This window comes from Shewanella sp. Shew256 (genome assembly GCF_002196695.1).
In the GTDB taxonomy this organism is placed as follows: Bacteria; Pseudomonadota; Gammaproteobacteria; order Enterobacterales; family Shewanellaceae; genus Shewanella; species Shewanella mangrovisoli.
In genome coordinates this window covers 368,022-394,155 of the sequence record NZ_NAJR01000001.1, presented here as the reverse complement: position 1 = coordinate 394,155, position 26,134 = coordinate 368,022, and the positions used below count along the sequence as shown (strand labels likewise).

The 26,134-nt window shown below is 50.3% G+C and carries 18 protein-coding genes and 1 riboswitch; of the genes, 12 read left to right on the top strand and 6 right to left on the bottom strand.

All coding sequences use genetic code 11. The features are described 5' to 3' along the window. Window positions 1-18: 18 nt before the first annotated feature. The gene (locus B5P39_RS01660; protein ID WP_088210226.1) at window positions 19-2,526 is read right to left on the bottom strand and encodes a S8 family serine peptidase; all 2,508 of its coding nucleotides are present in this window, start codon (window positions 2,524-2,526) and stop codon (window positions 19-21) included. A gap of 400 nt (window positions 2,527-2,926) precedes the next feature. Between B5P39_RS01660 and B5P39_RS01655 the strand changes: the two genes are divergently transcribed. Together B5P39_RS01655 and B5P39_RS01650 are read left to right on the top strand one after the other, a co-directional pair. Beyond that, window positions 2,927-3,346, top strand: coding sequence for a curlin (locus B5P39_RS01655; protein ID WP_088210225.1), 420 nt, complete (start codon window positions 2,927-2,929; stop codon window positions 3,344-3,346). 15 nt (window positions 3,347-3,361) lie between these two features. Next, complete coding sequence (locus tag B5P39_RS01650) at window positions 3,362-4,870, top strand: curlin (RefSeq protein ID WP_088210224.1); 1,509 nt, start codon at window positions 3,362-3,364, stop codon at window positions 4,868-4,870. Window positions 4,871-5,054: 184 nt separating this feature from the next. On the opposite strand, the gene B5P39_RS01645 is transcribed toward B5P39_RS01650, so the two are convergent. Together B5P39_RS01645 and B5P39_RS01640 are read right to left on the bottom strand one after the other, a co-directional pair. Further along, the gene (locus B5P39_RS01645; protein WP_011621517.1) at window positions 5,055-5,720 is read right to left on the bottom strand and encodes a helix-turn-helix transcriptional regulator; all 666 of its coding nucleotides are present in this window, start codon (window positions 5,718-5,720) and stop codon (window positions 5,055-5,057) included. A 336-nt stretch (window positions 5,721-6,056) separates the two neighbouring features. Next, window positions 6,057-6,695, bottom strand: a complete 639-nt coding sequence (locus B5P39_RS01640; RefSeq protein WP_088210223.1) for a DUF2238 domain-containing protein — start codon at window positions 6,693-6,695, stop codon at window positions 6,057-6,059. Window positions 6,696-6,850: 155 nt separating this feature from the next. Here B5P39_RS01640 and serA point away from each other — a divergent pair, with 155 nt between their 5' ends. Together serA and ygfZ are read left to right on the top strand one after the other, a co-directional pair. Continuing rightward, window positions 6,851-8,080, top strand: a complete 1,230-nt coding sequence (gene serA, locus B5P39_RS01635; RefSeq protein ID WP_086903786.1) for a phosphoglycerate dehydrogenase — start codon at window positions 6,851-6,853, stop codon at window positions 8,078-8,080. A 137-nt stretch (window positions 8,081-8,217) separates the two neighbouring features. Next, window positions 8,218-9,174 (top strand): tRNA-modifying protein YgfZ, encoded by a 957-nt coding sequence (gene ygfZ / locus B5P39_RS01630; RefSeq protein ID WP_088210222.1) that lies wholly within the window; start codon window positions 8,218-8,220, stop codon window positions 9,172-9,174. A gap of 59 nt (window positions 9,175-9,233) precedes the next feature. On the opposite strand, the gene B5P39_RS01625 is transcribed toward ygfZ, so the two are convergent. The 3 genes from B5P39_RS01625 to B5P39_RS01615 form a co-directional block, all read right to left on the bottom strand. Continuing rightward, window positions 9,234-10,250: a response regulator gene (locus tag B5P39_RS01625; protein ID WP_011718212.1), complete on the bottom strand. Its 1,017-nt coding sequence runs from the start codon at window positions 10,248-10,250 to the stop codon at window positions 9,234-9,236. A 64-nt stretch (window positions 10,251-10,314) separates the two neighbouring features. Next, window positions 10,315-15,618, bottom strand: coding sequence for a PAS domain S-box protein (locus B5P39_RS01620; protein WP_088210221.1), 5,304 nt, complete (start codon window positions 15,616-15,618; stop codon window positions 10,315-10,317). 128 nt (window positions 15,619-15,746) lie between these two features. Further along, on the bottom strand, window positions 15,747-17,105 hold the full coding sequence (locus B5P39_RS01615) for an alanine/glycine:cation symporter family protein (protein ID WP_088210220.1): 1,359 nt from the start codon (window positions 17,103-17,105) through the stop codon (window positions 15,747-15,749). Window positions 17,106-17,255: 150 nt separating this feature from the next. Further along, a riboswitch (glycine riboswitch) is annotated at window positions 17,256-17,381 on the bottom strand. Between the two features lie 368 nt (window positions 17,382-17,749). On the opposite strand from B5P39_RS01615, the gene B5P39_RS01610 reads away from it, so the two are divergent. The 8 genes from B5P39_RS01610 (at window position 17,750) to B5P39_RS01575 (ending at window position 25,968) form a co-directional block, all read left to right on the top strand. Beyond that, window positions 17,750-18,421, top strand: a complete 672-nt coding sequence (locus tag B5P39_RS01610; protein WP_088210219.1) for an ABC transporter ATP-binding protein — start codon at window positions 17,750-17,752, stop codon at window positions 18,419-18,421. A 4-nt stretch (window positions 18,422-18,425) separates the two neighbouring features. Further along, on the top strand, window positions 18,426-21,095 hold the full coding sequence (locus B5P39_RS01605) for an ABC transporter permease (protein WP_088210218.1): 2,670 nt from the start codon (window positions 18,426-18,428) through the stop codon (window positions 21,093-21,095). Further along, window positions 21,092-22,342, top strand: coding sequence for a lipocalin-like domain-containing protein (locus tag B5P39_RS01600; protein ID WP_088210217.1), 1,251 nt, complete (start codon window positions 21,092-21,094; stop codon window positions 22,340-22,342). Before B5P39_RS01605 ends, B5P39_RS01600 begins: the two co-directional genes overlap by 4 nt. Before the next feature lie 234 nt (window positions 22,343-22,576). Next, the gene (locus tag B5P39_RS01595) at window positions 22,577-22,948 is read left to right on the top strand and encodes a type IV pilin protein (protein ID WP_088210216.1); all 372 of its coding nucleotides are present in this window, start codon (window positions 22,577-22,579) and stop codon (window positions 22,946-22,948) included. Window position 22,949: 1 nt separating this feature from the next. Then, entirely contained in the window at window positions 22,950-23,384 is a 435-nt protein-coding gene (locus tag B5P39_RS01590; protein ID WP_088210215.1) for a GspH/FimT family pseudopilin, read from the top strand. Continuing rightward, window positions 23,375-23,782, top strand: a complete 408-nt coding sequence (locus tag B5P39_RS01585; protein ID WP_086902833.1) for a type IV pilus modification PilV family protein — start codon at window positions 23,375-23,377, stop codon at window positions 23,780-23,782. Before B5P39_RS01590 ends, B5P39_RS01585 begins: the two co-directional genes overlap by 10 nt. A gap of 2 nt (window positions 23,783-23,784) precedes the next feature. Next, on the top strand, window positions 23,785-24,327 hold the full coding sequence (locus B5P39_RS01580; RefSeq protein WP_011718221.1) for a PilW family protein: 543 nt from the start codon (window positions 23,785-23,787) through the stop codon (window positions 24,325-24,327). Between the two features lie 15 nt (window positions 24,328-24,342). Further along, on the top strand, window positions 24,343-25,968 hold the full coding sequence (locus B5P39_RS01575) for a DUF7305 domain-containing protein (RefSeq protein ID WP_088210214.1): 1,626 nt from the start codon (window positions 24,343-24,345) through the stop codon (window positions 25,966-25,968). Window positions 25,969-26,134 lie beyond the last annotated feature (166 nt).

Below are 26,134 nucleotides of genomic sequence, written 5' to 3'. Positions count from 1 at the left end.
TGTTATTTTATGACTTCATTAGAACTGCGCGACAACCGCCGCAGAACAGAGTGAGCCCGAGGTTTCACACACTTGGTACGTCACACTCGATGCCGTCGTTGTAAAGCGATCACGGTAGTTACCATCGTTTTCAGTCGTGGCCACTAACTCACCATCACGGTACAGGGCGACGCTTTCACCTAAGGCGCTATCCCATGTGAGATCGACCATAGCACTGCCACGGCGTGAGACTAGCGCACGAGTCACATCGGCACTGATGCTATGCTCATACACTTGCACCTCCATGGTCACAGTGTTGCTATGCTCCATAGCGTCAGTCACGGTAAGCGACACTCTGTAGGTGCCAGCGGCAGCAAACACATGGCTTGGGTTCATTTCGCTAGAGTTAGTGTCATCACCAAAGTCCCAGCTATAGCTCACGATATCATCGTTTGCATCGGTACTGGTGTTAGTAAAGGCAACGCTTAAGCCTTCAACAGTATACTCGAAACCTGCAACAGGTGCCGCAGGAGAGGCTTCACCTAAGCCGCTGATCACTAAGCCCCAGTTATTCAGGGTGCCCATGTCCGCGCCCGCATTGTCGTCCACAGATAATGACCAAGTACCGCGGGCATTTTCACCGTCAAACGCGCTTAAGTCCCAGCTCTTAACGATGTTGTCGGCACTGCCTCCCTCACGGTTATGCAGAACCACTTCGGTGCCCGCAGGAGAGGTTAACACGACACGTAAATCACCAATCCAAGTGTGGCTGATATTCACATCGGCGGTCACACCAAAAATCTGCACATCGTCGGCAACGTCGATAGTGCTCACCACGCCATTAGCATTGTTATCAGGGATAGCAACAGCGTTTTCATTGCCATAGCTAAAGTCATTTAATCCCTGTGGGAACACATTCAGTGAAACGACTTTAGACTTTTCAATGGTGCCATCGGTACCTGTTACTGTAATGCTGTAATCACCCCAAGCTGTTTGCGCCGTTGTCGCTACATCTAAGGTAAATGAACCACCAGCAGCAACTGTTGAGGCTGATAAGGATACGCCTTCAAGCGCCGGAGATACGGCTACGCTAAGCGCCACATCACCTTCCCACCCAGCCACACTGCCGACACTAAAGTTATAACTAGCCGTGTTACCCGCTTCGACCGATTGCGATGCTGGCGATACGGTAAACTTATAGCTAGGGGATGGGTTTGCCTGCTCTAAGGCATTTGCCACATTGAGGCGAGTCCCAGCTACGGTTTTACCGGTGAGGTCCGCATTCGCATCACCCGATGCCATCAGTAAGGTTTTCATTTCTACTGGTGAGAGATCGGGATTTAACGACCACACCAGTGCCGCCGCACCTGTCACATGGGGTGTCGCCATTGAGGTACCAGAATAACTGGCATAACCACCACCTGGTACTGTCGAGAGAATTGCAGTACCTGGCGCGCCCATATCGACGCTGGTTAAGCCCCACTGGGAGAAATCTGACATACGGTCATTACGGTCGGTACTGGCAATAGACAACACCACATCCGAGTCGTAGCTTGAGGGATAATGTGGGCTGGCATCATTGTCCACCGCATCGTTACCCGCGGCGGCCACAAACAGAATGCCCGCTTCACCACCCGCTTCAATCGCATCTTTTAAGGCTTGGCTAAAGCTGCCGCCGCCCCAAGAGTTGTTGGTGGCTTTGATATCAACGCCATGATTAACCTTAAGATCGGTAAAGTAGTCCAGACAGGCAATCGCACCTGCGGTGGAACCATAACCATCGGCATCGAGGAACTGACAGGCGGCGATTTTAACATCCCAGTTCACCCCTACGACACCCACACCGTTATTGCCTTTAGCGCCAATCGTGCCGGAAACATGGGTACCGTGGCCGTTACCGTCCATAGGATTACCGTTATTATTGACCGCGCTGTAACCGTGAACATCGTCGATCACGCCGTTGCCGTCATCGTCGATACCGTTACCAGGGATCTCGCCACCATTCACCCACATGTTGGCCTGTAGATCGGGATGATTGTAATCCACCCCAGTGTCAATCACCCCAATCACCACATCCGAGCTGCCGGTGGTGATTTCCCAAGCTTCAGGCGCATCGATATCCGCATCGGCGGTGCCACCGTTTTGTCCCGTGTTATGCATGCCCCACAGGCTAGCAAAGCTTGGGTCATCAGGCGTACCTATCGCCTTGAGAATGTAGTTAGGTTCGGCATATTTCACCGCAGGATGACGGCTAATCACCTTAATCGCATCCTCAATATTGGCGCCTTTGCGCAGGGCTAAACGTGCCAGTTTGCCATTAAGTAAATGCTGGAACTTATCATCGACACCGTCCGCATTGGCATCGGTTAAGGTGCCACGAATTAAACGCTGAGCCGCCGAGCGCTCCGCTTTCGTCGCATTGTCTTTATACACCACGAGAATGGCATCTTTTTCATAGACAGGGGCATCTTTTGCCATAGCAGGCACGGCTGACAGTGTCATCGCTCCTGCAATTGCTAACGCCAGTGGTGAGAGTTTTATCGACATATTGAGCTTCCTATAGTCCTTTACGTTGAAATTCTGGAACCGCAATTACGCAGCCTCCGCTCAAAATTGATTGGATAATAGCAACGAACATCCAGCATGTTTGCCGGTAAATTGTTGCCATAATGTTTCAACTTAAAAAAGCCGCCCACTGCGAAATACGACTTAACTACTAGACCGACTTGGTAGGTTAAAAAGAAAGGAGCACGGAGCGTAAATAGACAATAAACTGATTTATCATAGGATTAACAAAAGTTAATTCTATCTAGCAGGCTATTGCACCCAACAAATAAATACCCTTTCGGCCAATTGTCTCTCGGCCCTATGACTCGTACCTTGATGCCTGAATTGGTTGGAGTGTTTTCACCTCGGCCAAAACACCTATACATACAAGGAGTCACTTGTGCCAAGTCTATTCACACGCTTTTTGGTACTGCTCATCTTGTTATGTAGTTGTCTGACGCCCAGCCAAGCGGCGGATGTCAGTGAACTGCCTATCACCCTGCAGGCGCTCATTGAGCGTTCTGGGCGCGATAACCTTATCGACCTAGTGCAGCAAGGTACGGCAAACCAAGCAATAGTGATCCAGTCGGGCAGCGATAACAGCGCCTATGTGACACAAGCGGGTAACGATAACGTTTCGCTTGTGACACAGATTGGTTCCAACAATGAAGTCCAACTACTGCAAGTCGGCACTCAAAACACGGCTTCAATCACCCAGATTGGCAATGACAATCTGGTGCAATTGAACCAACTAGGAAGCGGCAATTTTTCGATCCAGCAGATTGCAGACGGTGCTGCAATCTCAATAACTCAATATTAAACAGGGAGAGTCCACATGAAATCACAAGCGAAAAAATCACTCATTGCGCTAGCTATTGCAACTGGCTTAAGTGGCCAAGCATTTGCGGCCAGTCTCGTTAACGACATCAGCGTTGAGCAAACTGGCCAAGGTCAAGACACCCTAGTTGCGCAAACTGGAGTGATTAACGCTGCAGCAGTGACCCAAACGGGTAACGACCAAGTAGCCACCGTATTACAAGACGGTGTGTGGCATGAAGCGCAAGTTAACTCAACGGGTGATGCCAACGAAGTCACAGTGACTCAACAAACTGATTGGCATGTTGCGTCAGTTAACGTCACTGGCAATAACAACGTCGCTGAAGTGGCACAGGATGGTTTCTACAACCAAAGCAGCAACGACATCACTGGTAGCGACAACCTGGTTTCTGTAAACCAATTAGGTGAAGTGAACGAAAGCCAAGTTGAAATCACTGGCAACGAAAACAGTGCCTTCGTAGAACAAGAAGGTGATGCCAACTTCGCCGTATTCCGCGTACAAGGTGATAATAACGATGGCGACATCAAGCAATACGGTAACAACAACCAAGCGGGTTTAATCGCACTCGACCTGACCGCAAACGTGGGTAATAACAACGACGTATCGGTTGAACAGATTGGTAACAACAACTTTGGTGCGGCTAAAGGCATCGCGGGTAACGACAACAGCATCGATATCTATCAAAAGGGTGATAGCCACACTGGCTTCGTTTACGCCTTAGCGGGTAGTGAGAACGATATCACCATGAAACAAGAAGGCAGCAACAACACTGCTTACCTTTCAATGACCACAGGTGATGACAACAGCATTGATATCGCTCAAGACGGCGACCGCAACACTGTAGGCGATACTTTAGTGGCTGACATTCAAGGTAACGACAACGATATCACTATCAAGCAACGTGGCAACAGCAACGGCGCAGAGTTCCAAGTATGGGGCGATAGCAACGACGTTGACTTAAAGCAACGTGGTGATGCTAACTTCGCAACCTTTGGCGCTTACGGTACAGACAACGACTTCGACTTATCTTCTAAGGGTGATAACAACGAGCTGGTTGCCTTCGCAACAGGTGAAGACAACAGCATCGAAATCAGCCAAGAAGGTGATGCGAACTTCGCCTATGTGGATGCCGTTGGTAACGACAACGAAGTGGATGTTGAGCAAGATGGCGGACAAAACGAAACCATCATTAGCGTAACGGGTAACAACAACGCCGATGTGACTGCACTGCAACACCGTGGTGATCTGAACCTTATCGATTTAATCATCGAAGGTGATGAAAACTCAGCTCAAATCACTCAAGCGGGTAACGGTAACTGGGTAGGTGGCGATAGCGGCACTTCATTCGCTTCAAGCTCATTTGGCGTGCGTGGTGACAACAACAGCCTAATGATTACCCAAACTGGTAATGACAACTTAGTGCTGGGTTCACAAGCTGGCAATAGCAACAGCATCAGCGTTAACCAAACCGGTGATATGAACGTTGCAACCGTTGTTCAGTACTAATCTCTATCGATAGGCCGTCTGCTGTAGGCGGCCCAATAAAAACGGGAACATGAATCATGTTCCCGTTTTTATTTGCATATAAAGCGCAAAAGTGAGTTGCCGCTCGTCTTATCTTGCCGATGTAAATCACCGGCCCAGTTCACTCGCAACTCATCTTAGTGCGTTTAAGGCTTAAGCTTTGAGCTTAACTGCAAAACTCAAAATGTGTTTGATAGGTCTGAGCCCAACGCAATAGCTCAACACGATTGCGGGACTGGGTCTTACGGAAAATAGAGGAAATATGTGCCTTCACCGTATGCTCACTGATGCAGAGTCGATGGGCGATTTCCTTATTACGCGCGCCGCTAGAGACGAACTGAATAATGGTTCGCTCCCTCGATGTAAGCGCTTGCAACATGGCAACAGTATCGGCGGGCATATCATTTTGCCCATCCAACTTTTGCACCACCCGGCGAAACATCTTACTGAGTAAGGTTCTATCGTACCAAAGCTCATCGGCCACCATTTTGCGCAGCCCTGTTAGCATCAAATCCATGCGCTGATCCGCAAATAACAAACCGCGGATCCCCAGCAACATGGCTGACTCTTGGTCTAAGGAATTACGCTCGACTTGATACAAAGCGACGGGAACATGGGGCACCAGACGTGAGGCCAACAGCGGAATGCCTTTATTATCTAAGGCAGCGCCTTTTTGGGCGATAAGGCAAAAACTGCGTTGCCCTTTATCTAAATTTAGCTCGGAAGCCTGTTTAACAATCCGTGTTTTTAATCCGATAGATTCTGCGAGTATCGCCAAATGGCAAGGCGCTGCCACTTGATGCAGAAAAACTAACTCGTTGATAGTATTCACTTTACTCTTCTCCCTGAAAAGTATTTCGTCTTTATTAGTCTAATGTTGAACTTAAGCGTGCAAATGCACAAAAATACAATTAATTAACATAGCCCATTTTGACTAGTTACCGCATGAATGCCATCACCCGAATGTACTAAATAATCACTCTTTTTTTATAGTAAGTTCGACTAACAGACCAAGGCTTTATCACTAAACAGTGATTAATCCTGAAGCTTATCGACGGAACATTCAGGGTACACCTTAGTCTATAAAGCTCTCAATCGAAAGTTGATACAAAAATTTAACAGAAAATAATGACGGTTTGAGGCATAAAAAATCCCCTCTAAGTGAGACTTAGAGGGGATTTTTCGGTAAGTGTTTGAGCCTAGCCTGACCGATAAGTTTTGCGATTTGTTTATCCTGCACACGGGACAAACTGATTAGTGCGACAATGGCCCCAATCAAGGCTAAAAACATATCCGATTGAGTATCCCACACATAACCTTGAGTACCTAAGAAGGCCTCAGCGCCTTCGCCCGTCGCGGCGGCCACCCACCATTCAATCAGTTCGTAGAAGGCGCTGAAGGCCAACACAAAGCAGGTGACTAAAAAGGCACACCATGCGCCAGGTTTAACGGCTTGATTACGTAACATAATCTCACGGGCTAACATGGCAGGAATAAAACCTTGGGCGAAATGCCCGACCTTGTCGTAGTTGTTGCGTTCAGTGCCCATCCACTGGGCAATCGTATCGAACAGTGGCACTTCGGCATAGGTATAGTGCGCGCCAACAAACAACACACAGCAATGCACCAGCACCAAAAAATACACTAAGGGCGTCAGCGGAAAACCCTTGCGGGTAAAAAAGAGCAAGGGCACGGCCACTAATGCGGGCAAGGCTTCGAGCCACCAAGTGAATGGATCTGCGGGTTTTATCGCCGACCATATTAAAACTGAGAGGTAAATACCGCACCAAATGATTTTGTTATTCAATGTTCCTTCCTCTTATGCGATATTGTTCTAATTCTAGAATATTAACTTTAGCCATCTAGCCCTCCACAGTGAGCAAAAAAAGTGCTACTTTGGAAGGCCAAGGCTGTCAGCATATCACACAGAACTATTTCAATTAATTAGAGGGTACCCATATCATGGCGAAACATTCGCTGGACAAGGATAAGATCAAGATCCTGTTGTTGGAAGGCGTCCACCAATCTGCGGTCGATGTATTTGAACGTGCTGGATACACCAATATCGAGTATCACAAAGCCTCCTTGGGTGATGAAGCCCTGCTCGAGTCCATCAAAGATGCTCACTTTGTTGGTATTCGTTCCCGTACCCAATTAACGGCTGATGTATTGAAGCGTGCCGAAAAACTGATTGCGATTGGTTGTTTCTGTATCGGTACTAACCAAGTGGATCTCGCGACCGCCGAATTACTCGGTATCCCCGTCTTTAACGCACCGTTTTCCAATACCCGCAGCGTGGCTGAACTGGTATTAGGCGAAATTATCATGCTGATGCGCGGCATTCCTGAACGTAATGCCATCGCCCACCGTGGTGGCTGGATGAAAACGGCCGCCGGCAGTTACGAAGTCCGTGGCAAAACCTTAGGTGTGATAGGTTATGGCCATATTGGTACTCAGCTTGGGATCCTGGCTGAAACCTTAGGCATGCGCGTGGTGTTTTTCGATATCGAAGACAAACTGCCATTAGGCAATGCCCAACAAATTCATTCGATGGAACAATTACTGGCACAGTCCGATGTGATCAGTTTGCACGTCCCAGAGACAGCGCAGACCAAAGATATGATCAGCACCGCAGAATTTGCCGCCATGCGCAAAGGCAGCATCTTTATCAACGCCTCACGCGGCACTGTGGTTGATATCGATGCCCTGACGGTTGCCCTTAAAGAGCGTCACCTTGCGGGCGCGGCAATCGACGTATTCCCCGTCGAGCCACAATCGAATGATGATGAATTTATCAGCCCATTACGTGGCTTAGACAATGTGCTGTTGACCCCGCACGTGGGCGGCAGTACTGCCGAAGCCCAAGAAAACATCGGTATCGAAGTGGCTGGTAAGTTAGCCAAATACTCAGACAACGGTTCGACCGTTTCTGCGGTTAACTTCCCTGAAGTGTCGCTGCCAATGCACAAAGGTATTTCGCGCTTACTGCACATTCACCAAAACCGTCCTGGCGTGCTGATCAAAATCAACAAAGCTTTCTCTGAAAAAGGCATCAACATTGCCGCTCAGTATCTGCAAACCACAGCTGAAATCGGTTATGTGGTGATGGAAGTCGATACTCACCAAGCCGAGGAAGCACTGGTCGAACTTAAGGCCATTGAAGGCACACTGCGCACCCGCGTATTGTTCTAAGGCTTTACGCACTCAGCTTGAGTGTATTTATAAGGCGCACATTTCATTCAAGATATGTGCGCCTTATGCTTTTGAGCGCCGCTTAATTCCGCTACAATCTAGCCTCTTGCATCGTCTTCATTTTCAGGATCTCCGCTATGACTATTGCAGTTTCGACACCCACTTGGGATCTGGACGCCTCAATGCCTCCACTTATGCTCGCCAACCTATCCCACCTCGGCCTCATCAAAGTGGTCGGCGAACAGGGTCGCAGTTTTATCCATGGTCAAGTCACCACGGATATCAGCTCACTCGAAGCCAACCAATGGCGCTGGGGCGCACATTGCGATCCTAAGGGTAAGATGCTCGCCAGCTTCCGCACCTTCGCCATCCAAGATGCGCTGTTGATGCTGATGCCAAAGGACACCCTTGAGCTCGACCTGCCACAGCTGCAAAAATATGCCGTATTTAGCAAGGCAACCCTGACAAATGCGACGGCTGAGTGGACATTACTCGGTGTGGCGGGCGAACAGGCAGTACCGTTTGTGACGCAACACTTCGGTGAAATCACTGAAGAACTCACACTGGTTGAACATGGCGCCATCCTAAAGGATGGGGACCGTTTTATTCTGGTGCTGCAGCCAGAAGCGGCAACGGCCTTAGTGGGCGAGCACACAGTGTTTGATGCCAGCGCTTGGCAAGCCTTAGAAATTGCAGCAGGCTACCCTAATCTAGCCCCAAACCATGCTAACCAATATGTGCCGCAGATGTGTAACCTGCAGGCCATTAATGGCATTAGCTTCAACAAGGGCTGCTATATGGGCCAAGAAACCGTTGCTCGCACTAAATACCGTGGCGGTAACAAGCGCGCACTCTATATTCTTCAGGGCACCACAGTATTAACGATTAATTTAGAAAGCGTTATCGAGATTGCATTAGAAGATGGCTATCGCAAGGGCGGACAAATTATTGAGTTCGTGCAGCGTGGCAATCAAGTGTTACTGACCGCCGTTCTCGCTAACGATACCGCAAATGATGCCAAGCTGCGTTTTGCTGATGACGAGCAATCCAGCTTAGGGATCCAAGCGCTGCCCTACTCGCTCGAAGAGGAATAGTTGGCCGCGAGCAAACAAAGAGTTGCTATTGAAAAAGGCGCTCTAGGCGCCTTTTTTGTTTAATGCTCGATGTAAGTGTCTCGAATAGCCACGACTTCGGGCAGAATTTGCTTAAACTCCTCCACCAGCTTAGGGTCAAAGTGTTTGCCCGCTTGGCTTTCGAGTAACTCGACCGTGGCTTCAATTGTCCACGGCTCCTTGTAAGGACGACGCGAAGTCAGGGCATCGAAAACGTCCGCTATCGCCACAATCCGGCCTTCAATCGGAATATTTTCCCCAGACAAACCATTAGGATAACCCGAACCATCCCATTTTTCGTGGTGGGTTAAGGCGATGCGCCGCGCCATTTGCAGCAGTGGATCGCCATGTTCGCCAATGATCTCAGCGCCAATGGCGGCATGTTGCTGCATGATTTCCCACTCATCGGCATCGAGCTTACCGGGCTTTTTCAGCACCGCATCGGGAGTGCCGATTTTCCCGATGTCGTGCATCGGCGCGGCGTTATATAACAGCTCGCAGAAGGTGCTAGGCAAGCCTAATTTCACGGCCAGCATCCGTGCATAGTGGCTCATGCGCACCACGTGCAGGCCCGTCTCGTTGTCTTTGTATTCGGCGGCGCGGCCTAAGCGGCGGATAATTTCGAAGCGGGTTTCTTCTAACTCTTGGGTGCGCTCTTTTACCTGTTGCTCTAGTAGGCGCTTTTGATCGTACAGCGCTAGATGGGTTCGGACCCGCGCTTTTACCACAGGAGCACTCACTGGCTTAGTAATGTAATCGACGGCGCCTAACTCAAACCCTTGGGTCTCGTCGGCCACCTCAGACAAGGCGGTCACAAAAATCACCGGAATATGGCAAGTTAAGGGTTCCTGCTTAAGCAACTTACACACTTCATAGCCATTCATGCCGGGCATCATTACGTCGAGTAAAATCAAATCAGGTAGGGTTTTGGCAACAAGGGCGAGTGCTCTTGGTCCATCAATCGCCACCTTGACCTTATAATCCTCACCGAGGATACCCACTAAAATATCAATATTCTCCGGTGTATCATCGACGACCAATATCGTTGCCTTATCCATCAACACTTTCACCTTATCCAGTGGCTTTATTTATGGTCAACTACCGCACCTCATTGACCGGTTGTCACGCTAATTCCGCAAGCACGTCATCTATCAAATCCACGGCTTCATCAAATTGATACTGATTAATCATAGTCAGGGCTGGGCTGAGCTGCAGCCATAACTTGCTACTCACCTGAGGTTTTAGCGCATCGATTTGCGCCACCGCATCTGAGTCAGCATCCTCTAGGCTTTGTCGCAGCTGTTTTAAGGCGGTGACTAGCGCCTCTGGCGAGAGTTGTTCGCTCGTCGATGTGGTCGACTCCTCAAACTGGGGCTTGACCCGCTCAATGGCATCACAAATCGACGCCACTAGCGCTTGGATTTGGTCTAACTCAGTTTGGTATTCGCTCTTCTCACCTAAGTGCAACTCTAGTTGGCGGGCTAATTCCACCAGCTTACTGGAGCTTAAGTTACCCGCGAGCCCCTTCAAGGTATGCGCCATCCGCACGGCATCGTCACGTTTGTCATTGGCGAGCGCTTTATTGATGAGATCCACCACATTACGCTGACTGGTAACGAAACGATCGAAGATCCTTTGATACAAACGGGTAGAGTTTTGAACTAATTGTAAGCCCCTATCGATATCCAGCTCAGGATGCTCGGGCCATTTCACCACAGATTCAGAATCTAAGTTGATAGGTTTAACTGGGATATCAACCAGTTGACTCGGTTCTGTGTTATCGACCAGCGACGCGCTGCCACCTAAGTATTTCAACAGGGTTTGATACAGTAGGTTGACCTCAATCGGCTTAGCGATATGGTCGTTCATCCCCGCTCTTAAACACATTTCCTTATCGCCAGCCATCGCATTTGCCGTCATCGCGACCACGGGCAGCTCGGTGAGTTCAGGCCGCTTTCTGAGTGCCTGCGTGGCCTGATAACCGTCCATCACTGGCATTTGGCAGTCCATCAACACCAGATCGAAGCTCTGCTGCTCCAGCTTATCGAGCGCTATCTGGCCGTTAGTGGCAATGGATAAGATAATCCCCACCTGCTCTAAAAACTCGGTGGCCACCTCAAGGTTCATCTCATTGTCTTCAACCAAGAGGATGCGCTTACCCTTAAGCGGCAATAACAGTTTAGGATCGATGCTCTCGCTCTGGCGTCTCACGGGGAGAACTCCCGCCCGGCCGAGGGAATTCATAATGCCGTCGAGCAACCTAGATGCACTAATGGGTTTACTGATATATCCGGCCAAGCCAAGTTCTTCAATTTGGCTTAAGAAGTCTTGGTTGGCGTGGGCCGACACCATCAAGATCCGCGGCGCTTTCTTCGCCTGCTGCTTGATTTGTTTAGCCGTTTCAATGCCATCGAGGTTTGGCATCTTCCAGTCGATTAAGGCAACGGCATATTCCTGCTGGATACAACGGGTCACAGCCTCTTCGCCGGAGCGCACCGTATCCACCCTAAAGCCCATGCTTTCTAAGGTGGTGCGCATAATGTCACGGGCGGTGGCATTGTCATCGGCCACCAGAATCGGCATACCTTCGAGCTCTTGGGCAACCGTTAGCTTTTGACCGCTGGAAATCTGCAACTTAACGGTAAAGTAGAAGGTACTGCCGTGGCCGAACTGACTTTCAACCCCTATGGTGCCGCCCATCAGTTCGACGAGCTGTTTACAAATCGCTAGCCCTAAGCCCGTACCGCCGTACTTGCGGGTGGTTGAGGTGTCGGCCTGACTGAAAGATTTAAACAACTTGGCCTGCTGATCTGCGGTTAAACCAATACCGCTGTCGCGCACACTAAAGCGCAGCACCACATCGTCATTTTGCTGCTCAACTAAGTTGAGCGATAACAAGACTTCACCGCGCTCGGTAAACTTAATCGCGTTGTTCATCAAGTTGATCAGCACTTGCCCTAGGCGCAGCGAATCACCATATAAGTGCCTAGGCACATTGGGCGCCACCGCAAACAGCAGTTCAAGCTGTTTATGGGCCGCCTTCTCGGAGAACATATCGCTGAGATCTTCGAGCATAGTATCGAGCTGGAAGGGCACAGATTCGATGTCTAACTTGCCGGCTTCAATTTTAGAGAAGTCGAGGATGTCGTTAATGATGGAGAGTAAGGATTTTGAAGCGCGCTCAATTTTCTCCACATAATTTTTCTGCTTCTTATCCAACGCCGTCTGCAAACAAAGTTGCGACATACCGATAATGGCATTCATCGGCGTGCGGATTTCATGGGACATATTCGCGAGGAAATCGCCCTTAGCCTTACTCGCCGCATCAGCCTCCTCTTTCGCCACTAACAGTTCGTCAGATAGCAGTTTCAGCTCTGTCATATCGACCATACTGACCACGGCCGATTCGAACTGCTTCTGGCTATCAAACAGTGCCGACACATTGACCGTCATCCACAACGGCTCACCATTGGGGCGAATAAAGCTACGTTCACCGCGATAGTGGTCGACTTTACCTTCGGCCAATTCTCTAAACTGAGCCTTAGCGGTTTCTTTATCCTGCAGGCTCAAGACATCGAAAATTGGCACACCGCAGAGTGACTCTCGGGTCTGGCCCATGTCTTCGCAATATTGGTCGTTACAGTCGAGGATCACGCCTTTGGCATCGACGTTCACAATGCCAATGGTCGAGCCATCAAATAGCGCCTTAAAGTGCGCCTCGCTAACTGCCAACTCTTCTTCAATGGCTTTACGCTCGGTAATATCCATCACGTAGCCATTCCAAATAATGGCGCCATCATCGTTGTAGTGACCGCTCGCTCCCGCCTCCATCCAGCGAATACTGCCGTTAGGATGGCGATAACGGAACTCTCGCACCCATTGCAACTTGTCCTCACTCTTACCCGCTAAGGCACGCACCACCTCGGGGCGTTCCTCATCAAATATCCGCTCGGCAATGATATTAAAGTCTTTCAGTAAATCTTCGCGGTGTAAGCCCAGCATATGGAATGCCGCGCCGGAGAGGAAAGTAAAGGTGCGATCCGCAGGAGAAACCCAGCGCAACTGATACACGGTACAAGGGATAGATTCGGTAATATTGGTGAGTTGCAGGCGCGATGCCTCAAGCTCAACCATGGCCAGTTTACTCTCGGTGATATCGTCAATACTGCCGTCAAACCATAGCGGGAATCCTTCTTCGGTATAACTCGCCTTGCCCTTTTCATGCACCCAGCGAATGCTACCGTCACGGTGGCGGATGCGGTATTCCATCTCAAAGGTTTCCTGTTGCGCCAGCGCCCTATCGATATGTTGATGGCATAGCTCACGATCTTCTTCCACGATCAGCGAGGCAAAGGTGCGTTGACGGTTTTCAATAAACAGGCTCGCCGCAAAACCCGTAATATCGGCAATGTTGTCACTGACATATTCCATCACCCAGACATCGCCGATGCGCGTACGATAGACGGCGCCAGGAATATTGGTCACTAGGCCACGGAACCTTAGTTCACTGTCACGAATTTTTTGCTCTACGGCTAACTTCTGGGTCATATCCCGAATAGATGCTGCCACTTGTCTGCGACCTTCATGATCGGCAGGTAAAATACTCAAGGCGATTTCGGCAACAAACTCCCCGCCATCGGCCTTAAGCGCCCGCACATGGCGCGCATTGGCCATGGGGCGATCGCGGCCTTCACGCAAAAATTGCAGGCGGTCGCGGGCATGGTTGCTACGCATGGCTTCAGGCAAGAGTGACTCCACCTGTAGCCCTAACATGCTGTTGGCATCGTAACCAAAGAGAATTTGGCAGCGGGTATTAGTGAATACAATTGAGCCCATCTGATCGACGATCAGCATCGCCTCTGGCGCCGCTTCGAGTACGGCATTAGACCAAGTAGCGGCAGAGAACTGTTCGGTCACATCGGTGAATAACATCTCCACCGACATCAGCTCGCCCGTGTCGGAAACCAAGGGCTGCATAAAGAGATCGAGCATACGTGGATGACCACTCGCGTCGAGCAGCTCGACTTGATGGGAAGGAACATTCTCCCCCTTCAGGGCTAAATCCGTGTATTCCCAGTTTTTTTCATTTAACGGATTGGCGGTAAACAGTCTCTGATACTTACGCTTGAGCAGTTCAGGTGACATGCCCAAGACCTTAGTGACGCCCTCACTCACCTGCGCCAACTGCCCTGAAGGGTCGAGCGAGCAATAGAAGGACTTATCACTCATGCCATCGATCAGCCGCGCGAAGCGGTTACCGCGGGAGTCTAAAATCGCCTGCTCACGCTCGGCGAGGAGTTCCGCCATCTGGTTAAAGGTGCTGCTTAAGGTAACTATCTCACTCACCGCGCCTTTGGGGATCGCCAATTGCTGGGCTTTACCCTGACCAAAGGCCAAAATGCCCGACTCCAGCGCCTCAAGTGGACGAGTCAAACGTTTAGCGGCGATGTAGCAAGTGAGTAATAACAATAGGGTTAATAAACTAAGGTTGAGCACCACGGATGCCACATCATCCAGCAGCGTTGCAAACAGCTGATGTTCGGGCACCATGACAATGACGCGCCATTTGAGCTTAGCGACCGAAGCAACACTGGCGAGATACACAGTGCTCTTATCATCGATAAAGCGCGCTTGTCCATTTAGCCCCTTATCCAATAATGCCCAAAAGTCACTGTTTCGACGGGTATTTCTATCGAGCCATTCGGCGGAGGTCACGGCGAGCACTTTCTCTTTATCGCTGTGGAAAATCAGCCGCCCTTGATCATCGAGTACCACTAATTGGCTTGGCTGCACACCCAGTTGTTCAGGCAATTTATCGAGCGCCAAATCGACGGTCGCCACCCCAAAGTAATCATTTTCAGGACCAAAAGGCACCGAATAAGTCACCATCAAAGTGTTTCCTGCGCCCTCATCAAAATAAGCTTTAGACCAATAGCCTCCGGGTTGATTAATGGCTTTCGACCACCAATCCCAAGAGCCATCGGTATAGTCATAACCCTCGGCGCCAATATCTAGGTAATGGAAGTTGTTGCCATCGCGGTAAACATAGGGGGAAAAGAGTTTTTTATCGGGGAAGGTATAAGGTTTAAACGCAACGGCTGAGCCATAAAAATCGGGATTGCGTTCGATGCGATTAGTGAGTACCCGTTTGATTTTCTCACTATCATTAATGCCCTCCTTATTGGAGATAAACCCAATAAAATCGGCAACACCTTGCGTATTGGCCTGCGCATGTTCGAGTAGCAACTGTAGGCGATAGGCGGAATGATTGGATTCCTGGGCTAAGGAATCGTATAGCTTTCGCTCGGCAGAAAGATAATTAAACCAAGCATTAATGCCGTAAACGGCCGTCATGATAAGAATTAAAGGCAGCGCAATATGGGATAGAATTTTGCTGCGGAAGGTACGAAGTTTACTTTTATCCATGGCGTCGCCTCAAAGCCCCCGTTTTTAATCCACCCATTTTTGGGTAGCCCTTATAAAGTAAACGAAGAACCTTGTGGCGACAATCTTAAAGTTAAAATAATGTGAACTAATATATTGTTTTCACAACATTAATAAATTGGGTCTAATGTACGGTTTGAGAGTGTCCGAACAAAATAGCTTTGGGTTTCAGCAATAATGACGTGCCTTAATCCAATAATCGCAATTAGGTTAGGTATCGCCATTAAACCGTTTACCGTATCGGCCAATAACCAGATCACATCCAGCTTGATAAAGGCCCCCACCGCAATCAGACCTAAAAACAGCATTTGATAGGCACGCAGTCCACGTTCGCCCACTAAATAGTACCAGCAGCGCTCGCCATAGTAGTGCCAACCTAAAATAGTGGTGAATGCAAAACAGACTAAGGCGATAGTCACTAAATACTGACCGATGGCCGCCGAACCGCCTAGGCTGAAGGCCGTGCTAGTCATGGCTGCGCCTGCGGTATCACCGCTCCAGACACCCGTGATAATCAGCACCAGTCCCGTCATAGTACAGATGATGATGGTATCGAAAAAGGTGCCCGTCATACTGACTAAGCCCTGTTCGACCGGCTCATTGGTTTTCGCCGCCGCGGCGGCAATTGGCGCGCTACCGAGGCCAGACTCGTTCGAAAACACCCCGCGGGCAATCCCCATTTGAATCGCCTGCGCCACGGTCGCCCCTAAGAATCCGCCCGCCGCCGAAACAGGCGTAAAGGCCGACTCCACCACTAACTGCAATGCTGGTAAAATCGATTCGGCAAAACTCACTAAAATCCATACACAAGCCAGCACATAACCAATCGACATCGCTGGCACTAACTTTTGCGCCACGTTGGAAATCCGCTTCACCCCACCTAAGGTTACCGCCGCGACTAACAGGGTGAGCACCAGTGCCGTCGCCCAGGTCGGCACCTCAAAGGCAATGGTCAGGGCATCGCTAATCGCATTCACTTGGGCAAAAGTACCAATCCCGAAGAACGCCACCCCCACGCCAAACAGGGCGAACAACTTCGCCATCCAATGTATGCCAAGACCCCGCTCGATGTAATACATGGGGCCGCCTGCAATTTGTCCGCGCGCATCGGTAGTGCGGTATTTTACCGCCAACATACATTCGGCATACTTGGTCGCCATGCCAAAGAAGGCCGCCAGCCACATCCAAAATAATGCTCCTGGGCCGCCCATCTTGATTGCGGTTGCTACCCCAACAATATTGCCCGTCCCTATGGTGGCGGACAGCGCTGTGCATAAGGCGGCGAAAGAAGAGAGATCCCCGTGTCCTTTCGCAGGTTTAAACAATAGGCTAAGCGCCATAGGCAGACGAAACACTTGAATAAGCCGCAAACGCAGGGTGAGATAGATGCCCGTACCTACTAGTAAACACAGGGTAACGGGTCCCCAAACGATACCGTTCAGGCTGCTGAGTAAAGCTTGAAAACTCATGATATTCCTCAATTATTAAACAACTAAATTAATAAAGGAGGAGGAAAAGAAATGGCTGTGACACACCGCTGCCAGCCTAAAGAAAGACTATCACCCAGCCAATAAAGGCAGGGAAGCGTCCAAAAGACAAACGACAGGGATCGTGCAGTCATCCTCTCCTCTGTCCTTTTGCCTGAGCGTTTCGCAGAATGCATTCATCGATGCACCTACTTTCGCCTTCGGCGCCACCTATTATCGCGACTTAACGCAATCGGTAGTCTCTCCAGAGGCTCGTCCAGTAACAGTCCACGCCTTGCGGCACCTGAAAGAGTGCTTTGGTTCGGGACACATCCCAAAACAAAGTTGCCTCGTCGGTGTGGGGTTAATTCCCCACTCTCCTGCTACCTTCATCCGAACGGATTGTTAAATCGATAGTCCGCTATCGATTTAACAGGGCGCACAGCATGCAACAAACACAAAAATAGCTCAAGCCCATTCGCTCACAGAATGCGAGCTAAACGCCACAATTGCAGAAAATTTAAACAGCATAAAACCTAAGTCTGAATCGATGCAAAGTGAACCTTAAGGGCCAAATAGCAGTATCTATCAGAAGATAAAATGTTTTATCTTTAGTCGGGCTAAATGTTGCCAGAGTGGAAGGATAAATGTCAGAAGTAGCCAAACTTATCCAAGTGAGTAAAAGTTTTCGCGATGGCGAACAGCGCCATACCGTACTGCAAGCCGTCGATTTAACCTTGCATCGCGGCGAAACCATCGCTCTCACGGGCCCCAGCGGCAGCGGCAAAAGCACACTGTTAAATTTGATCGCAGGCTTTGAAACGCCAGACAGCGGCCAGATAGTGCTGAATCATCAACCCACCCAAGATTGGCAAGACAAACACTGGAGTGAGTTCCGGCGCAACCACTTAGGCGTCGTGTTTCAACAATTTAATCTACTGACGCCACTCAATGTGAGAAGCAACATAGGTTTTTCACTCAATCTCAACGGCGCCAGTTGGAATCCTTGGTGCGATTATCTCGTCGACAAATTGGGGCTGGCTTCGCTGCTCAATCGGCAGGTTGAGGCACTTTCAGGCGGGCAACAGCAAAGGGTCGCTATCGCCAGAGCCTTAGCCCACAACCCGAGTTTACTGCTGGCCGACGAACCCACGGGCAATCTCGATGATGAATCGGGTAAACAGGTGATGTCACTGCTGTGTGAACTGGCCAAAGAAAGCCACACCAGCATATTAATGGTTACCCACAGTGAAGAATGCGCCGCCTTTATGCACAAACGCTGGCATCTTTCCCACGCCGCAGTGTCTATCTCCGGTTAACTCGATGATGAGTCCAGCATTAACCTCTAAGGTCAATCACAGCCAAACCCCAAGCAGAAATCGCCCATGGCTGCGGATCTATTGGGTATTAAGGGTCTTTCTCGCCCATTATCGCCACGCGCCGCTGCAAGCGGGCGCGATTTTGCTCGGGCTTGCCCTCGCCGTGACTTTGCTTATCGGGGTTAAAGCCACCAATGATAATGCTATTCGCAGCTACAGTGAGGCCACAGAACTCTTGAGCCAGCGGGCCGATGTGCTCTTAAGCGCGCCCATAGGTCAAGAAACCCTCGACGAATCCGTGTATTTCAGCCTAAGGCAAGCGGGCATCAGCCAAAGCCTTGCGGTTGTCAGTGGCAGAGTGGCGGGCATGAACGGTCAGTTTTGGCAAATTGAAGGCAGCGATATCGTCGCCGCGTTGACGGCGAGCCTAAGCCCAAAAGAGGGACAAAAGCACGACACCAGCACAAAGCAAGAAGCCAATCCAAGGATGTCGATGGGAGCGCTGCCGCTCGCCGATTTAATGAGTGGTGAGCCGATAGTGGTCATGAGTCAGAGCCTTGCCAATAAAATTGCGCCCAATGGCCAGCTCGTCCTCGCGCCAGCGTCTTTTGCGCCGGACAAACTTAAAGTCATTAGTATCGATGATAGCTGGAGACTGGGCAGTGCAATTCTGACCGACATTTCCCTCGCCCAAACGTTACTCGGAATGCAAGGCAAACTCAGCTATATCGCTCTATTTAGTGACAGGGACAAGCTCCCCGCCTTAAAGCAGCGGCTCGATACCCTGGGGATTACGCCGCTTCGCGCCAGTTACAGTCAACAGGATCAAGGCCAAGCCTTAATGGCGCTTACCCGCAGTTTTCATTTAAACCTCAATGCAATGAGCATGTTAGCCTTTGTGGTCGGGCTGTTTATTGCCTATAACGGCGTGCGTTACAGCCTGATGAAACGCCAACGTCTATTAATCCAATTGCTGCAACAGGGCTTAGCACGGCGCGAAGTCATGCTTGCCCTACTTGGCGAATTACTGCTGTTGGTGGTGTTGGGCTCGTTAATGGGATTTATCCTAGGATTACAGCTGAGTCACTGGTTGCAACCTATGGTCGCTATGACCTTAGAGCAGCTCTACGGTGCCCACTTATTGCCGGGGATTTGGCAATGGCGTTGGTTGGCCGAGGCGATAGCCCTCACCTTAGTTGCCGCCCTAGCCGCCTGTTTGCCCTTGTATTTTGACTTAACCCGCCAATCCCTCGCCCAAGGCGCTAATCGTTATCAACAAACGCAGGCCCACAACAAAACCCATGGCAGGCAGTTTATCTTAGCCTGCGGCCTGCTCTCGCTCGCCGCAATACTCATACCCTTCAGCCAAAGCTATAACACCAGTTTGGTATTGTTGGGCATGGTCGCCGTCGCGATTCCATTGTTATTACCGCAAGTATTGCACTGGGGCGTCAACTTGCTGCTGCCATTGACTCGTCCAGGGCTTAATCAATATCTCCTCGCCGAAACCCGCGAACTTATCGCGCCATTGTCCCTTGCCATGATGGCGATACTGCTGGCACTGAGCGCTAATGTATCGATGAACACCTTAGTCGGGAGCTTCGAGCAAACCCTAAGAAGTTGGTTAGAAACCCGTCTGCATGCCGATTTATACCTGCGCCCCAGCGCCAATCATATGGCCGAAGTGCGTGATAAGTTGCGCCAAGATCCCCGCCTGAGTGGCCTATATCAGCAATGGCAAGTGGAAGCGGAAGTCTCTAACCAAGGGGCGGCGCAAACCATACCCGTCAACCTGATTAGCCGCGATGATACATCGATTCAACACACCAGCACGATCAAAGAAAGCTTGCCGGATCTCTGGCAAACCTACTTTGACGGACATTACGTGTTAGTCAGCGAACCCATGGCCATTAAGTATCAGCTGCAACTCGGGGATACTGTGGCGTTAAACGTGCTGGACAAAACCGCCAACAATCCCGTCATAATCGCGGGGATTTATTACGACCACGGCAATACCCGCAATGAGCTCATCATCAGCCATAAGCTATGGCAACAGGCGCAGCTACCCGTGTTACCCATTAGCCTTGCGGCCAGTTTCCACTCTGTCGAGCCAGGAGCTCAAACCACAACGACTCAGCGCAAACTCAGCGAGGCAGAGCTAGATGAACTGCAAGGACAATTGGCCGTTACATTGGGCTTAGCACAGGCGCAAATTTACAGCCAAGCCAAGATCAAGGCTCAGGCCATTGCCATGTTTAAACGCACCTTCTCAATCACCTTAGTGCTCAATAGCTTAACTTTGCTGGTGGCAGCCATAGGACTATTTAGCGCCTGCTTGATGTTAACTCAATCCCGACAAGCACCATTGGCAAGACTGTATTCCCTCGGGGTGAGTCGCAGTAAGCTGCGGACTATGGTGTTCAGCCAAATGCTGCTAGTCGTGGTCATCACTTGCCTGATGGCCATGCCCACAGGCGCGCTGCTCGGCTATTTATTAATTGATAAAATCACCCTGCAGGCCTTCGGCTGGACAATCAAGATGATCTGGGATTGGTTTGCCTATGGAAAAGCTATCCTCATTGCCCTAGTAACCTGCACCTTAGCCGTACTCTTACCGCTTTACTGGCAAACCCGCAGGCCCTTAATTGCCAGTTTGCAGCAGGAAACCCTATGAGCGCACGCATACATCAAACCAAGGCTTGGCGCGTTAATGCATTAGCGTCTGCAACGCGATTTAAGCTCAGCACAAGTGCAGGCTTTATCTTGAAGAGTGCCATAGGCGGCTTACTGCTTGCGACAATAAGCGGCTGCGATAATGCGCCTTCAACGACCGAGCCTCAATCCATGGGGGCTTTACTGGGGCAAGCAAGCGCAGATAGCCAAAGCTTTGCTAAGGTAACGCCGGGAAACCACTTTCAATTTCCTCAAGATCACCTCGCCCACCAGGATTTTCGTCAAGAATGGTGGTATCTCACCGCCAATTTAACCACAGAGAATGGCGAGCAACTTGGCGCCCAATGGACGCAATTTAGGGTGGCGCTAAAACCTAAGCACAGTGAATCGCAAAACGTGGAACCTAATCCTAAGTCCACTTGGGCGACTGAACAGCTTTATTTTGCCCATAGCGCACTCACCTTCAGCACTTCTCACCTCGCCCATGAGAAATGGTCGCGGGCGCATCCATCACTTGCAGGGGTAAGTGCAGATCCCTACCAAATTCACCTCGATAATTGGCAATGGCGTAGTCAGTCAAAGGACTTATTCCCAGCAACCTTAAGCGTTGCAACCGACGACTTTAGTTATCAACTCGAGCTTAGCAGCCAAGCGCCACTGCAATATCAAGGGGATAATGGTTACAGCATTAAGAGTCGCGACGGCAAAGTCGCCTCTTACTACTACAGCCAACCCTTTATCACGATTCATGGCGAAATCACCCGCCATATCAAGATCAATGGCCAAGTGGAAAACCGCGTCGAGAAAGTCACAGGCCAAGGCTGGCTAGATAGAGAATGGAGCTCGCAGTTTTTAACCAAGAGCCAGCAGGGCTGGGATTGGTTTGCCCTTAGGTTAGATGATGGTTCGGCGTTGATGCTATTTCAGCTCAGGGAACAATCCTCCGATAAAGCGCAATCGGCCTTTTACAGCGCCAGACGAATGTTTGCCGATGGCACCGGACGCAACATCAATTCCAGCGATAACCCCGATGGGATAAAAATGACGCCACTCGAGTGGCAAACCACCAGCACGGGTAAATACCCGATCCGCTGGCAAGTGCAAATCCCAAGCGAGCAAATCGACATCCGCATTTCCCCCTTAAATCCCAATAGCGCCATGGCGTTATCCACCTCCTATTGGGAAGGCCCGATTGAGCTTAAAGGCAGCCATAGCAGCACGGGTTATATGGAACTGACGGGCTATTAATCTCCATACGTCTGGCTTAGCTCTGATGTGATCTCCATATCAAATACAGCGACTTAACACGCATTATTCTCATACTATCGATTGCAAATGCTGTTGAATTTTCACTCAGTGATTGCATTTCGATTGAAATCCCAATAAATTATTATGACAACGTTGTCAAAATAATCAAAACAACAAGATAGCCATCGTAATCACGGACGATTCTATTCAGTTCAATAACACAGGGAGGGGGGGATGAGCGCTTTACGTAAAGGGTTTACCCTGATTGAACTGATGATCACCGTCGCCATTATTGGCATTCTTGCCGCCATTGCGATTCCTTCGTTTAATGAGTACTTGAAACAAGGCCGACGCTTCGATGCGCAGCAATATCTCGTCAGTAGCGCCCAAGCGCTAGAGCGCCATTATTCCCGCAACGGCCTGTATCCCGCTTCGCAGAGTTTAACCAACAGTGCCTACTACAGTTTCAGCTACACGCCCACGGCGGATAAATTAGGTTTTAGCCTCAAGGCCGTCCCCACCAGTCGTCAGTCGGATTCCTACGGCACCTTAAGCCTCGACCATAAAGGCGTACGCGCCCCCGCAACCCATTGCTGGACCCACTAAGATGGCAAAGCGCACTAAAGCGGGGTTCACCTTAGTCGAATTACTGGTCGCTATCGCCATCATAGGTATCTTGGCGAGCATCGCCCTGCCTTCCTATCGGAATTTGATCGCCAGAGAAAGCCTCACCAGCACGGCGAATGAACTGATCTCCAGTTATAAATTCGCCCGTGGCGAAGCCATCAAGCGCAATCAGCCCGTGACACTGGAAGCGACAGAAGATGGACGCTGGCTAGTTATCAGCAATCAGGAACAACTTAAGGTCTTTAGCCCATCTAACCGCGGCGTCAGCATCGATGGCTTTAACACCCTCAATATCAATGCGACAGGCAACACCACTAAAACCCAGATGAGCCTCGAAAACACCCAAGGCGAAACGCTCAATCTGTGCATATTGCCAAGCGGGCAAAGTTATTTACAGGAGGCGGCATGCGCATAAAGGTGCTGAGTGAGAAACAACAAGGCTTTACCATGACCGAAGTGCTGATTTCGTTAGTGGTTTCAGTCACTTCGCTACTGGCGCTCGGCAAAGCTCAGCTATCTTCATTGCAGCATGCGACCAATAGCTTCCAGTATACGGTCGCCACCATTCAAGCGCAGAATGCCATTGAAAGGATCTGGCCGAGGATCTGCGATATTCAGCGCCAACCCGCACGCTTTGAAGATGTCAATTTTAGGGCCAGCCTCAGCCAAGATATGCCTAGCGGTTACACCTTAGTGCTACCGAACACTTATCAAGACACTATGCCCATCACTGTGACTTGGCAGGACGGCCGCATTGAGGACAATAACAGTGTGAGCCTCAACGCCAGCTTTCCGCACTTATGTCAGGTGTAGCTATGTCCTTAAGCGCGAAAAAACAGCAAGCGGGATTTAGCTTATCAGAGCTGATGATCGCTATGGTGCTTGGGCTGATTATTATGCTGGCCGTGGTCAACTTTTTCGCCCCGCTCAAGGCCACTGTTGAAGAAAGTAAACGCCTCGAAAACGCTGCCGATGCGCTGAGATACGCCACCCTCAGCCTTAGCAAGAGCGTCAAACGTGCATCAAATATCGTATCCCTCAGCGCGAATGAGTTAGTGCTCGCAGTTGCAGCATCCCCAGCCCAGCCGAGTTTAACTTGCCTAGGAACCAGCAAAACCAGCGATTACAACGAAACCTACCGTTTTGACGCCCCCAATCTGAGCTGCGACGACGGCGATGGCGCTCAGGTGTTACTCACAGGGCTAGAATCGACCCGTTTTGCACTGAATGGCGAACTGGTGACTGTAGTACTCAAGCCCGAAAAACTCCCCGCGCAATATGGACAAGGGATCCAGCTCGATATCGCCCTGCGTAAACCCCTATGGCAACAAGCCCTCAACAGCCAACAGAACCCATAAAGCAAGGAAGCCATAATGGATAATCTAAGACCTGCTCTAGGCAATAAGGAACATGGCGCGGTACTGCTTATCGTCTTAGTCTTCAGTCTGTTAGCGAGTTTACTGGTGGTCACGTCCCTCAGGGATAACCTAGTACAAGAGCGACTGAGTGGTAACTTTCAAAAGCAGGTCAATGCGCAGCTACTCGCCGAACAGGGGATGCATGAGAGTTACAACCAACTCAAGACTCAGCTGCAGCGCGCGCCCAATCAAGGCCTGCAAACCCTTTATGAGCAACTCCCCGCCGAAGCCGATGGCAGCCTCGAAGGCAGCAGCTATGCCCTCGAAAACGGCCAAATCGCCGGGGCCGATCTTAGCCTCGACAGTCGTGGCAATCATTTAGAGGGCGAGGCCAAACTCAACGCCCAGTTCACACTGCAGGGCAGTCACGGAAATACGATTTTCAATGATGCGATAGTGTCCTGCGAAAGCTTAAACCTTACCGGCAGCAGTAGCATCGATGGCTACGATTCCCGTAAAGGCGCCTATGGCGATAGCATCAGTAATGGCCAAGGTGGCAGTGAGCTTAATCAACACGGCAAAGGCAATGTCACCACCATTGAGCCCAATGCCAATATTACGCTCACGGGCAACGCACCAATTTACGGCGATGTTAGCGCCACGGGCAGCGTCACCCTCACCGGCTCGTCGGATATCCACGGCAGCATTCAAGCCAATAATGATGTCACCCTAGGCACTGGGACCATAGGCGGGAATGTCGCGGCGGGCAATAACTTTAACTTGGCCAATAGCGGCACGGTGGAAGGTTCGGTCAAAGCTAATAATAACGCCGCCACGGCGCCCAAAGCCCAAGTGAATGGCACACTGCAATATGGTGGCGACGGTAACTTTCATCAGGACAGCCAGATTGGCAACCTAGTCAACGCGCGCCCTAATGTGCCGCCCGTGCCGACAAAATCCTGCGATCCACTGGATATTGGCGCTGTGATGGGCGGCTTTAAGATGCCAAATAACGGCGCGCGCAGGATTGATTCAAACGCCAATGTCACTATCACGCCATCGGGGTCGAGTAAGACCGAACTCTGCTGGAAAGGTGATTATTTCCCGAGCCTAACTCCCACGTCAGAAAACATCTTCGGCAGTGACACCCCGGTATTTAACCTCGACAGCTTAGTCATGAGTGCCGATGGCGTGCTCAATATCAGTGGCGGCGATGTCACCCTGATAGTCAATGGTGACTTTAAGATGAGTGGCTCGAATCAGCTAAATATTGCCCCGGGCTCGAGCCTTACACTGTTTGTGGGCGGTGAAGTCGCCTTTACGGCGGGAACAAACAACGGTAACAACATTAAGGGACAAACCCTAACCGATAGCAACAAGCCGCCACTGTCTATTTTTTCTGGCTCGGATAAGGATGTCACCGTCAGCGGTAATGTGCCGATTTATGCCGCGCTCTACGCCCCCAAATCTAAGGTTAATCTTCCCGGCGGCCCAGAGATTTTCGGCTCGGTGAGGGGCAAATCCATCACAGCCACCGGAAATGGAAAAAGCCACTATGACAATGCCTTAGGCGCTGCCGACTTAGGCGAAGGTAATGCTAATCCCGCGGTCATCTTGCTCAAGCAATGGCAATATTTATAGAGCCAATGCCCATGTTTAACTTACTCGCAGGCTCCCTCTCCAAAGGGATAGGGATTGTGTAAATTTCAAACTGAGAGTTAGATCACGCGCAAAACTTTGATCCCGATCGACTATCCCCGCCAATACCTCTTGCGAGGTATACCCACATTTTTTATCAGGTCTAGAC